This window comes from Micromonospora yasonensis (genome assembly GCF_026013475.1).
Lineage (GTDB): Bacteria > Actinomycetota > Actinomycetes > Mycobacteriales > Micromonosporaceae > Micromonospora > Micromonospora yasonensis.
Genome location: NZ_JAPDPH010000212.1, coordinates 1 through 12,085, shown reverse-complemented (window position 1 = coordinate 12,085; position 12,085 = coordinate 1). Strand labels below are relative to the sequence as shown.

9 protein-coding genes and 1 pseudogene are annotated in these 12,085 nt (G+C 68.2%); 2 read left to right on the top strand and 8 right to left on the bottom strand.

Annotated elements, in window-relative coordinates:
* Positions 1 to 222 precede the first annotated feature (222 nt).
* The 3 genes from ONA70_RS29380 to ONA70_RS29370 all read right to left on the bottom strand — a co-directional run bounded on the left by ONA70_RS29380 (position 223) and on the right by ONA70_RS29370 (position 3,698).
* The gene (locus ONA70_RS29380; protein ID WP_073838002.1) at positions 223 to 426 is read right to left on the bottom strand and encodes a cold-shock protein; all 204 of its coding nucleotides are present in this window, start codon (positions 424 to 426) and stop codon (positions 223 to 225) included.
* A 196-nt stretch (positions 427 to 622) separates the two neighbouring features.
* Complete coding sequence (locus ONA70_RS29375) at positions 623 to 2,050, bottom strand: DEAD/DEAH box helicase (RefSeq protein ID WP_265009741.1); 1,428 nt, start codon at positions 2,048 to 2,050, stop codon at positions 623 to 625.
* 1,345 nt (positions 2,051 to 3,395) lie between these two features.
* Positions 3,396 to 3,698 carry a DUF4193 domain-containing protein gene (locus ONA70_RS29370; RefSeq protein WP_265009740.1) on the bottom strand — a complete coding sequence of 101 codons (303 nt, stop codon included), beginning with the start codon at positions 3,696 to 3,698 and terminating at the stop codon, positions 3,396 to 3,398.
* 1,080 nt (positions 3,699 to 4,778) lie between these two features.
* On the opposite strand from ONA70_RS29370, the gene ONA70_RS29365 reads away from it, so the two are divergent.
* On the top strand, positions 4,779 to 5,189 hold the full coding sequence (locus ONA70_RS29365; protein WP_265009739.1) for a squamosa promoter-binding protein 15: 411 nt from the start codon (positions 4,779 to 4,781) through the stop codon (positions 5,187 to 5,189).
* A 639-nt stretch (positions 5,190 to 5,828) separates the two neighbouring features.
* Here ONA70_RS29365 and ONA70_RS29360 read toward each other — a convergent pair.
* Entirely contained in the window at positions 5,829 to 6,524 is a 696-nt protein-coding gene (locus tag ONA70_RS29360; RefSeq protein ID WP_265009738.1) for a hypothetical protein, read from the bottom strand.
* Positions 6,525 to 6,541: 17 nt separating this feature from the next.
* Here ONA70_RS29360 and ONA70_RS29355 point away from each other — a divergent pair, with 17 nt between their 5' ends.
* Entirely contained in the window at positions 6,542 to 7,579 is a 1,038-nt protein-coding gene (locus ONA70_RS29355; protein WP_265009737.1) for an IS110 family RNA-guided transposase, read from the top strand.
* A 490-nt stretch (positions 7,580 to 8,069) separates the two neighbouring features.
* On the opposite strand, the gene ONA70_RS29350 is transcribed toward ONA70_RS29355, so the two are convergent.
* The 4 genes and pseudogenes from ONA70_RS29350 to ONA70_RS29335 form a co-directional block, all read right to left on the bottom strand.
* Positions 8,070 to 8,522, bottom strand: a complete 453-nt coding sequence (locus tag ONA70_RS29350; protein WP_265009736.1) for a hypothetical protein — start codon at positions 8,520 to 8,522, stop codon at positions 8,070 to 8,072.
* A gap of 495 nt (positions 8,523 to 9,017) precedes the next feature.
* Positions 9,018 to 10,169: pseudogene (locus ONA70_RS29345) on the bottom strand (IS110 family transposase); the annotation flags it as partial.
* A gap of 366 nt (positions 10,170 to 10,535) precedes the next feature.
* A complete protein-coding gene (locus ONA70_RS29340) occupies positions 10,536 to 11,687 on the bottom strand; it encodes a hypothetical protein (RefSeq protein ID WP_265009734.1) in 1,152 nt (383 codons plus the stop codon).
* 6 nt (positions 11,688 to 11,693) lie between these two features.
* The gene (locus ONA70_RS29335) at positions 11,694 to 12,005 is read right to left on the bottom strand and encodes a calcium-binding protein (protein ID WP_265009733.1); all 312 of its coding nucleotides are present in this window, start codon (positions 12,003 to 12,005) and stop codon (positions 11,694 to 11,696) included.
* Between the last annotated feature and the right edge of the window lie 80 nt (positions 12,006 to 12,085).

The window sequence follows — 12,085 nt, the reverse complement described above, 5'->3', positions numbered from 1 at the left end:
GGTGGCGGCTTCCGTCCTGGTGCTCCAGCGGGGCCAGCCGGAGCCGGTCGATGCTGGCGGTCCCGGCCGCGCACTCGGGGGCGGACAGCGCGTGCAACACCAGCGGTTCGAGGCCGGGAAGGACTGCGGTGTCGGAACGGACCGGCATTCGCCGGTCCGTGGTCTCAGCCACCGCCGTGGCGACGGGCGAGGCCTTGTCGCCACGGCTTGGCGGGGTCAACGTCAGACCAGGCGGATGTTGGCGGCCTGAAGGCCCTTCTGGCCCTGCTCGACGTCGAACTCGACCCGCTGGTTCTCTTCCAGGCTGCGGAACCCGCTCGATGAGATGGCCGAGAAGTGGGCGAAGACGTCAGCGCCGCCACCATCCTGTGCGATGAAGCCGAAGCCCTTGTCCGCGTTGAACCACTTGACTGTGCCGAATGCCATGTCTTCTCCTCGGAGTAGCGGATGGAGCCACGTACGGGCCCTCGGTTGCCGCCGCTGCTGGTCCGGAAAAACCGGCAGAACAATGAGCGCCTGGCGGGTTAGATACCCACCAGGCGCTGGCAAAGTATGCGACAAACCGAAGGTTGCAATCCGGTGAGGTTAGCACGGGAGCGCCGCCCGCGCGGTTTCTTCGATGTCAGCGCTGACCGCGCCGGCTACCAACCCGCGTGCCGGAAGAGAACGCCGCCGCGCCCCGTGGCGCGGACGTGGTTTCCGTGGCACTCGCCCGACGACTTTCCGAGCCTCTCCCGCGCGCTGCGCTGGCGGTCGACCCGCCTGTCGCCGTGCGCGGATCCGGGCGCCGCGTGGCGCTATGGCCTCGTCCGTGATGCGGCGCCGTCGTCGCGACGGGAGGCGTCACGAAGCGGCGCTCGCCCGGGGCGAGTTCGGTGAGCAGCGAGTCACCGGGCCCAAGCTGGGTGATGGTCGGGTTGATGCCGGCCTGGCGGGTGAGATCGCGCACGTCGGTGACCTGGTCGTCGGTCATCAGGGTGACGACGGTGCCGCTCGCTCCGGCACGCGCGGTCCGCCCCGAGCGGTGCAGGTATGCCTTGTGCTCGGCGGGCGGGTCGGCGTGGATCACGAGAGCTACATCGTCGACGTGGATACCGCGCGCCGCGATGTCGGTCGCGACGAGCGTGCGGGCGTCGCCGGCGGAGAACGCCGCCAGATTGCGGGTGCGGGCGTTTTGCGCCAGGTTGCCGTGCAGCTCCACGGCGGGCACTCCCGAGGCGACCAGTTGACTGGTCAGCTTCTTGGCGCCCCGCTTGGTGCGGGTGAATACGAGCGTGCGCCCCGGGGCGGCCGTCAGGTCGATCAGGATGGGGAGCCGGTCATCGTGACGCACCCGGAGCACGTGGTGGGTCATCGCGGCGACCGGAGACATCGCCGAGTCAACGCTGTGGGTGACTGGGTTGGAGAGGTACCGCCGCACGAGGACGTCGACGCCCGCGTCGAGCGTCGCCGAGAACAGCAGCCGCTGGGAGCGGGGCGGTGTCCTGTCGAGGAGTCGCCGTACGACCGGCAGGAAGCCCAGGTCGGCCATGTGGTCCGCCTCGTCGAGCACCGTGACCTCGACGGCGTCGAGGATCGCGTGGCCGGTCGAAACGTGGTCGGCGAGCCGGCCGGGGCAGGCAATGAGGATATCGACCCCGGCACGCAGTGCACGGACCTGTGGCCGCGCGCTAACCCCACCGAAGATCGTCAGGGTCCGCAGCGACAGCGCGGTGGCCAGCGGTGCGATCGTCGCTTCGATCTGGGTCGCCAGCTCGCGGGTGGGCGCCAGGATGAGCGAGCGCGGGCGGCCGGGCAGCCGAGGAGACGTGGCGGCCGAGAGCCGGGCGAGGACCGGGAGAGCGAAGGCGTATGTCTTGCCCGATCCCGTCCTGCCACGACCCAGCACGTCGCGTCCGGCGAGTGAATCCGGGAGCGTCGCGGCCTGGATCGGGAATGGCGCGCTGATGCCCGCCTGCTTGAGCGCGGCGACCAGGCGGCCGGGCACGCCGAGGTCGGCGAAGGAGGTGGCTGGGACAAGGGGTGTCTTGCTGGGGCGGCGTGCCGCCATGGGAGTCTCCGAACGTGGAAGGGGTCGCCCTGCACGGCGCTGACCGATTGGTCGCGGCGCGTGGTGGTCGACATCAGAGGCAGGCCGTGGTCGGAAACCGGCGGACTGGTTGATCAATCTACCCGCACCCCGGCCCAGGCCGCACACGATGGCTTTCTGGGTTAGGGTTCGACGGGCCGAGCGAAACGGATCCAACGCCCCTTGCGAGCGGCCGGATCGGCCCCGCTCATTTTCCGCACCCGGCTTGCATGTGCGAGCGGGTGGATCGCGCGTTGGCGCGCAAACTTGGAGTAGCTCTTGACTGATGTAACCGCGCATGACTCGAATTTGTTCCGTGAAGCACCGGGAGCAGATGCGCCTTTCGACCACACCCCTGCCGTCGACGCAAGTTCGGCTGCGATGACCCGCCTGCGCACCCCGTTCCGTGTCGAGGGTGACGCCGACCGGAAGCCGACGACCGCGCCCATCGCCGCTCGTTAGGCATCGCGCCGCAACGGAGCCCAGTCGGTAAGGGCTACCACGCGTGTCGGTTCGACGCGTCGAAGGTACCGACGTCCTGTGCAGGTGGATCAGCACCTCTCCACGACTGGACCACGAGATCGGGCGGTGGCGATGGACCGCCGCTCGACCTTGCCCGCGTACGTTGTCGCGTCGGCCATCCCGATCAACGTGTCCCCGTCGAGGGTGCTGCCGCGACCCGCGACGGCCACCCATCGTGGCCCCGGTCGGGGGTCGTCGCCCCAGTGCAACAGCGCACGGTGTAGGTGTAGGCGCCGCCCGTCCTCGGCGCCGGTGATGAGAGTCGGACAGCTCAGGACATGACCTGCTTGGGGTCTGACTGGATGGCTGGAAGGTACGTGCGCCGAGGCGGTCGAACTGGTCGCCGTCGGCGCGCTGTTGAATCGCCTCGATCGGTCCGTGGATGCGTTCGCCGGACATCCGCTGGGAAGGGAATACGCGCGGCGCTGCGAAGGCGACGCTCTGCGGATACGTCCTGTGCCGGCGCGGTCACGTCTCCTGACTGTCGTCCACAATCCGTGGTTTCCCGATCACACCGGCCACCTTCCCAAGATCATTATCGTTCGTCTTTCTACAGGTGGTGCTATACGGTCAGCAGGTGAGAATCGAGCGTCATTGGTGGAACGGGGACCGGAATCCGCGGGGGCGTCGCGACGTCTACATCCGCACCGACGGCCAGCGATGGGAGGTAGAGGCGCAGACCGGCGGCATCGCAGGTCGGTCGAAGCTACACCCCTGTCCGGGTCGGGCGTCTGCGGAGATCCTCGCCGGCGCATGGCTGGGTGGGCGTCCGGAGTGGCGGGAAATGGTGGCCTGACAGTGGACGTCAGGAGCAGTCCTGGCAGACGTCCCGGCCGTCGGGCTGCGCAGCGAGCTGACTTCGGTGGTGCACCAGGTAGCAGCGCGCGCATCGAAACTCGTCCGGCTGCATAGGCACGACCGCCACGGTCAGCTCCTCGCCGGACAGGTCCGCGCCGGGCAGCTCGAAGTTCTCGGCGGCCTCGGCCTCGTCGAGGTCGACTCTTGCTGACTGCGGCACCGCACCGCGCGCCTTGAGTTCCTCCAGGCTGTCGTCTTCAACGTCAACGGCCGGTCGGCGCGGTGCGTCGTAATCGATGGGCTTGCTCATCGTGATGGCCTCTCCGGCTTTGGTTCACTTGTGTCACGACGGTAGCCCGCGGCCCATGTCGTGGCGCTCAAGTGAGCGGTGGAAGGATAGCGCTCGCCCTTGGATGCGACGGGCGCCATAGGCAGTGATGGCCATCCCCGGCGGAGAATGACTCCCGACTCCCCCGGCCATGGCCGGCCCCGAAAGGCACTGCGAGACGATGTCCCGGGCCGGTCGTTGCCGTCTGTCGCCCTCGCGAAGAGGTGCTCCGTGACCGCGACGCGAAGTGCACGCCCGCGTTCTTGCCTCTGAAGGCATCGACATCCTGCGTACCCCGCCGCAAGCCCGGACGCCAACGCGTACGCGGAGAGACGGGTGCGCACGGTACAGCACGGGTGCCTCGACGGGATCACCCCCGCTCTTGCTGACGACCCTGGCCGAATACGTCACGCATTACAACGTGCACCGACCGCATCAGGCCCGATATCAGGGCATCCGCTTGGCGCAAACCGCGATGATCATCCTTTTGGTTGACCGAGGCCGTCGTATGGAGACCCTGCTGCTCGCGCGCTGCTTCCCCGCCACCATCGCCGCGGACACCCGGAGCCGTGTGCCGACGACGAAGGCTCCACCAACGGATCAACCGCTTCGGCGGTTACCCCACTGGCGCGGGCTCTGGACCGAGCCCTGGCCGCCGAGGCGCTGACCCTTTCCATACGGTTGAGGCGAGGCGACCTTGCCCTTCCCGCGTCGGGCAGCCCGATTGGCGTAAACGGCAGGCTCGTCGGTCTCGGTCTCGGTCTCGGCCGTGGTTGGCGTGTCGGCATCCTCGGCGTGGGCGTCTTGAACGGGGTCAGCCTCCGACATCGGTATCTCCCTGGATTCGTGGGGCTTCCTGCGAGCCATCGCCAGCCGGCGGACGCAGACTGTCCCGAAAGCTCGGCGAACTGCGTGACGCCGGTATCTTAGCCTCGATCCGTGAACCGGCTTCGGCGCAGATGACATCACGTGCGGTGGCAGAGCGCCAAGGGACGGCCCGCGACCTGCGGGGTAGAGGAAGATCCGGGCTGGCTGGTCGACTGCCGTGGACTGGGGGATGCGGTGAGCTGGGTTACCAACGTGATGCTGTCGGTGGGCCTGGAGGACCGCCTCAACGCCGAGGCGTTCAGCGGGTGGCTCGACAACGAGTGCCCCCGTCGCGAGCTAGGCATGAGGCCGGGTGGCTGCGGCAACCTGAGGCTGATCACCGACGCGGACAACCAGTGGGGCGGATACAAGAACCCCGAATGCGAGGTGTACGCCGGGACGCTCAACCACGCCAACCTCGCTGCTGTTGTGGAGCATTTCGGTTCCCTGGCCTGGCACAACCCCAACGCAGTGCAGCTCTTCGTGAAGGACCAGGAGGAGTGCTTCTTCCGCGTCTGGATGATTCGCAACGGCGCTCTGCGGCAGTACGCCCCTTCGTCGCCAGACGAGGAGGACGACGAGTTTTGGCCCACCGTCGGGTCGTAGCCGCAGTTTGGAAGGACGAAGATCACCGCCAGCAAGCACCTGGTGGTCCAGCTCAAGGCAAGAGACGTGTGACCGATCGTGCCCCCTGACGACCGTCCGAGCTACCGGCTACTGGCATGTGGTTGGCACAGGACCGCCTTGGTCATCTGCTGGGCGAGGTCTTTGTCGCTGGCTCGTCGGCAAGCGCACAATCCCGCCGTGGACGGGCTTGGCTACCTGCTGTGGGTACTGCTCTTGCTTGTTACGTGGTCAGGTGTGATCGGTGCTTGCCTCGCCCGGCTTGACCTCTGGGAGGCGGTACCAGGGGCATCGCCGTGGCGGCTGAACGTTTTGGCGGCGGCGAGCCGGGCGTGGGCGGCCATGGCGAGGTTGATGTGGCCGTGCCGGGCTCGTCAGCCCCGGACCTGGCAGTCGTCCAGTCCTCTACAACTGTCGTTGCAGTACTCCCGTCGTCAGGCCGAGGGGTGGTGCTGGCGCCCATCGCCCAGGCGGGGTTCTGTAGCTGCGGAACGCCCTGCCGGCCCTGGCCGGCCATCAGCCGCTTGACCCGCTTGCGCCCGACGCGTGTGGGTTCCCGACCCGACTCACAGATCGGGAACCCACACGTGCAGCCGCCGAACCATGTCGCGGCCTGCGGGACTACCCCCTCGTCACAGCTTGGAACGCCTCGCTGTACCGCCGCTGCAGGCCCCGGGACGCGTCCATCAGCTCGGCCACGATGGGCCCCCGATAATCCTCCGACGCTCCGAGAAGCGCCCGGAGGTCGGCCCGCTGCCGGTCGAGTTCCCGGTCCGAGAGCGAAGGCTCCAGGAACCCACTCCAACCTTCTGGGCGGTTCTCCGCCAGATCACGGTCGAGGAAATCCACCGCGCTGTCTACCCGGCCTAGGGCATCCCGGCAGAGCTCGGCACTCGTCCCGGGCGTCAGCCATGCGGCAATGGTGTACGCAGCGACGGAAACCGCGTCGCAGAACCACGGTCCGCCAGCAGACTCCGGCTCCTCGAACTCCTCCCCCGGCGGGCCGAGAAGCTCCTCGAGCCGCCCACGTAGTCCGTCAAGCGCCGTTGCTGCCTCATCACGTCCCATTGCCAGCGCCTCGGACGTCGCGAGTACCGCTGCGAACACCTCCGGCCCGGTGTCATAGGCGTCTGCGAACCGGTCGTCCGCGCAGATCTCAGCGAGCCGGTAGGTCGCCAGGAAGCAGGCGGTCGCCCGCCCCACCGGATCGACGACCCCGATCAAGTCCTTGATCTCATCGCCGCTTGATGGCATGAAGGAGCGGGGCCTCGCTTCTCGTGGGTCCCGGGCGGGATGCTCGGGGTGCTCACGTCTCACGACGAAGGAGGCCCCTCATGCAGGCAGAGTACGACGGCCGGCAGATCGTGGGTATTGATCTGCATCGCCGTCGGTCGGTGATCGTGCGGATGAGCGAGGCGGGCGAGAAACTCGAGACGGTCCGGATCGACAACGACCCGGTCGCGCTCGGGTTGGAGATCGCCAAGGCCGGCCCGGACCCGGAGGTGGTCCTGGAAGCCACCTACGGTTGGTACTGGGCGGTGGATGTGCTGGCCGCGGCCGGCGCCCGGGTGCATCTGGCGCATCCGTTGGGGGTAAAAGGGTTCGCCTACCGGCGGGTGAAGAACGACGCCCGGGACGCCGCCGACCTGGCGGATCTGCTGCGGATGGGCAGGCTGCCGGAGGCGTATGTCGCCCCGCCGCCGGTGCGGGAGTTGCGGGAGTTGGTGCGGTATCGGGCCAAGCTGGTCGCCTGGCGCTCGGGGTTGAAGGCGTCGGTGCACGCGGTGTTGGCCAAGCAGGGCGTGCACATCGCGGTGTCGGATCTGTTCGGCGTCGGCGGGCGGGAACTGCTGTCCCGGGCGCCGTTGGACGGCGCCTACCGGGGTCGCGTGTCGTCGGTGTATCGGCTGATCGAGGCGGTCGATTTCGAGATCGATGCGGTCGGCGGTCCGATCCGGGCCAGACTTGCCGGGCACCATGGTTACACCGCGATCCAGGCCATCCCCGGGATCGGCCCGGTCCTGGGGGCGGTGTTCGTCGCCGAAATCGGCGAGGTCGACCGGTTCCCCGGCCCGGCACAGCTGGCCTCCTGGGCCGGGCTCACCCCACGCCACCGCGAGTCCGACCTCGTCGTGCACCGGGGACGGATCACCAAACAAGGCTCGACCCTGGTGCGGTGGGCCGCGGTCGAGGCCGCCCACAGCGTCCCGCACCGCGCCGGCTGGCTGGTCTCCCGACGGGCGGCCATCGCCGAGCGCCGTGGACGCAACATCGCCACCATCGCGGTGGCCCGCAAGCTGCTCACCCTCGTCTACTACGGCCTCCGCGACGGGCACATCCGCGCCCTCGCCCCGGCCAAGGCGGCGGCGTGAGCAGGTTCGGACGTGACCGGACGCGAGGTCGTTCTGTGTCTGACCCCCGTCGGCCGACGGCGAGGCCGCCCGCTTGATTGACCCCGTCCGGTCACGGTCGCAAACCACCATGCCCCCGAACCACGCGCGGGGCGAATGGATGACCGGCAGCCGAACCCCTCGGCCTGCCCTTCCGACATCGGTCGGAACTGGTGACGCGACCACACCCACAACGCCGTCTTCCGGCATCACGAGCATGGCGCGCACGGTGCCGGCGTCAAGGCCAAGCCCCTGCGGGGTGGGCCTACGGCCCAGCCGTTGACCGCGGCACCGCACACACGCCTGCCCGAAACCCATTGCCGGAACCGGAAAAATCAAACCCAGCAGGCCAAACCCGAGACTTGACCGGCCCCGCTCCTTCATGGATGACATGGATCCTCCCATCAGAAGATGAACTGGAGCTGGCCAGTCAGGATGCCACCACTCGGCGTCCGGCGATACTTCCTGAGGATCACGGTCTTCTTGGCCTCTCCGACCAAACTCCCCCCTCATTGAAGATCTCGTTCTGGCACCAGGGGCAAACCGGCTTGCTCGCGGCACCAGCGTACGGCTTCCAGCCCTTCTCTTTGATGTAAGCCAGCGCGTTCTGCTCGGCGTCCAAGCCCTTGATGTTCGGCGCCGGCTTCTCGCCGTTCAGCGCGCCGAGAATCTTCTTGTCCAGCCCGCGATCACCACTGCCAGCAATCACGTCAACAAAGCCCTTGCCGGTCCAAGCCCTGATGATCGCGGTGGTTCGCTGGCCTTGGGCGACGTCGTCGAGCTTGCCGTGCAACTCGTCCACCCGACGCCCAATCTGAGCAGCAGAGGCAATCTTGGCAGATCTCGTGAACTTGAGGGCCTTGTTGAGGGCCTTGTTGAGGCCCTTGCCACCGAAGACCAGGCCGACGATGGCCCCGATCCCCATACCGACCGCGACGCCTTCTTCGCCGGCCTCCCGGGGTGACGACCCGGCCGTTCACCCTTGACTCCACAGTCCCGAGCAGTCGAATCTCCAGTCGCATCCCGCCGCTCCCCCGTTGATCGTCGGGCGCCCAGGCTAAACAGGCGCTACCACGCAAACAAGGCACTTCGACAACGAGGAATAGTGGCAGTAATCAACGTCAAAGACCGGCGTGTTCACGTAACAGAAAGGACCGGCTACGGCGCTTAACCCCGTAACACCCCTTCCTGGCCTGGTCCCCTGACTCCAAACAGAACCGCCAATTGGTATCGGTCCGAACCACTCACCGTCGTCCAGGATCGTGAACCACGCTGGAATACGCCGTCTTCTCCGCCATGTCGGCCGACGGCTGCCCTCAACGCAGGCCGGATCCACCGAGGTTCGCGATGCCCTCCCGGCGCGCGACAAGATCACCGCGTAGGTCCGCGTTAGGTCAGGAGCCTGATACGGGGCATCTCCTGGCTCTCGATGATGGGTGCAGGCCCAGAGGACGTTGAGGCGTTGTCTGGACAGGGCGGCGGTGGCTTGGCGGTGGGCCTTTCCTTCGGCTCGTTTCTTGTCGTAGTAGGCGCGTGATCGTGGGCAGTGGGACAGAGCGGCGAAGCTGGACATGCTGAACACCCGGCGCAGGCCGCGGTGGTAGCGGTGGGGCCGAACCTGGTGACCCTGCCTGCGGCCGGAGTCTCGGGAGATCGGCGCGAGCCCCGCGTGCGCGGCGAGCGCCGCGGGGCTGGAGTAGGTGGTGAGGGTGCCGGCGTGGGCGAGGAACTCGGCGGCGAGGGTGGTGCCGATGCCGGGCAGGCTGGTGACGATCTTTCCCAACTCGTGCTCGGCGACGACGCTGGCGATGGTTTCCTCGATGGCGGTGATGCGGTCGTTGACCGCTTCCAGGTCGGTGGCCATCTGCGCCACGATCCCGGCCGCAGTGGCCTCCCCCGCGACGGCGACGGTCTGTGTCCGCGCGGCGGTGAGGACTTTGGCGGTGAGTGCCTTGGCGGCCCAGACGCCGTGCTGGCGTAGGTAGGCCAGGATGCGGGCTTCGCCGGCGCGGCGCAGTCCGGCGGGGGTCTGCCACTGCGCGAGGAGCCGGAGCGCACCTCTGCTGCGCAGGTTGAGCGTCTTCTCCAGGGCGGGGCTGATCATGGTCAGTAGTTCCTGGATGCGGGCGGTGATGCGGACGCGGTCGGCGACCAGGTCGAGGCGGCGGGAGACGAGCAGCTTCAGCTCCTGCTGCACGCCGTCGGCCATGGTGAGGGTCGGTAGGTCGTTGCGCATGCGCAGGGTCTGGGCGATGACGTAGGCGTCGTGGGCGTCGGTCTTGCGTTCCCCGTGGAACGCCTCCGCCATCCGGGACGTGACCGTGCCGCTGACGTAGCGAACGTCCGCACCCCGGTCGAACAGGACCGCCAACAGCAGTGACGCTGGTCCGCCGCGTAGGTCGACTGCCCAGCGGATCGGCTTGCGGCGTTTGCCGAGCCGCCCGGCGATGCCGGAGATGGCCTGTTGGTCGTTGGGGATCTTCTCGAACAGGACCACGCTGCCGTCGCCGTCTACGGCGCACACGTGGTGGTGGGTCTTGCCGACGTCGACGCCGGCCCACAGGCTGCCCATCGGGCATCACCCTTTTCGGTCGTGCTGGTCAGGGGCGTGGACCCGCCGCGGTTCAGTAGCCACAACTTCGGAAAGGGCGATCGGTCGCAAGTCTCCATCCAGTGCTGATACAGCGGTCATCAGCGAGGGCCGGGGCGTCCTACTCCTAGCTGGCCATGACATCGGCAGCACACACCCAGACAGTCACCCGACCCTCCGGGTCCACCCCAGCAAACGACACGGTTCGATGTCTGGTTGCGGGTCCGGACGGACTTCTGGAGTCTGCTGCCGTTGGCGTCGGCTGTCCGGGGCGTCACGCCGGCACGCTGCGGCGGCCTCAGGATCTCCCCGCACTCCGGCGATGGCCGCCGGGTGGCGAACCATGCGTCAGGTGTCGAGGCCTGCCAGGTTGAGGCGTTCGAGCAGGCTGGGCTTGCGGGCGTGCACCGCCCGTAGCTCGGCCAGCCGGTTTCGGAACGATGTGCTGTCTCCGTCGCGTTCGCCGAGGTCATGCAGGTCGACGAGGAGTCGAACTGCGGTGTCGTACTCGCGGGGTTTCTTCGTGGCGATGAGTTCGTCGACCCTCTGCCAGGCGGCGGGTTGGTCGACCGCGAGGGTGTCGAGGTGCCGTTGCCGGGCTGCTGCGGCGGACCGTTCCTGGCGAATCCGGTCGCGTTGGCGCTGCTCGGCGTCCCGTCGTTCCCGCTCGGCGCGCAGGTCCGCAGCGGCGGCGAGCAGTTCCCCGGCGGTGCGGGCGGCTGCCGGGGTGGGGGTATCAGTGCGGTGTGCGTCGCGGTAGCGGCGCAGCAGTTGGCTGCGCAGGTGGCTGTCGCCACCGGTGATCAGGTCGGTCAGGATGGCGTCCTTGTCCCGAGCGGGCAGCCCGACGACCCAGGTCCGTAGTTGCGCAGCGGTCGGTTCGCCAACGGCGGCCGGCGCCGACCCGGCCGCCGCGGCCGCGATCAGGTCGGGGTCGATGCGCAGGAACTCGGCGACGGCGGTGAGGGGCGCGTCGAGGGTGCCCAGTCCGGCTGGCACGGGCGGTTCGGGCTCGTCGTCGGCGATGTCCTCGGACTGTATGCAGCGGAGCCAGGCCAGGTACAGCAGGCGTAGGTCCCCGGCGGCGAGGCCGCCCCGGACCGGGATGATGGAGGTGAGCAGACCGTGGCCGTCGAGGTCCCACTCGTCGGTGCCGTCCTCGTCCTCGTCGTGGAGGTCGATGATGACGTGCTTGCCGGCGGTCCAACCGGATGCGCTGTCACCCTGGCAGTACTGGGCCACCGTGGCGGGGTCGAGCACGTGTTTCGGTAGCCGCAGCATGAGCTGGCGGGTTCCCCAGTTCGCCAGGTACAGGTGCGCGTCGAAGTATCGTTCCATCAGCTTGCGCGGGTCGCCCTTGAAGTTGCCCCACTCGTAGGTGTTCACGAAGCTGGTGGCGGTGATGTCGGCCCGGGTCGACAGCGACCGCAGCTCGGCCTGGTCTCGGGAGGTGAGGGGCCGGTCGACGGCGGTGAACTCGTAGTACTGGTACTCGCTCACCGTGGTCTACCTCCCGGCCCAGTGCCGGTAGGCGTCAATCCACGCGGTTCCGTCCGGCGCGGGGGTGGGTAGCGGCAGGTCGAGAAGGTCGATCCTCTGCCGGTGGCGGCCACGGGTGCAGACCGCGACGATGGTGTCCACGGTCAGGTCGATCTTGCGCACGGTGACCTCGACGCCGAGGACGGTGGTGGTGAACGGCACCGCCAGATGCTCCTCGATCATGGTGAACAGGCCGGTGAGCTGTTCGTCGTCGCCGTACGCGTCGACGGTGGCTTCCTCGATCATCGCCTGCAGCTCGGCGTTTCCCTTCGATGCCATCGGCGGAGAATAGCGGACCGGTGCCGGGGTGTTCGGAGCCCGATGCGCGAGGATGGTCGGCATGGGTTCGGTGGCCGAGT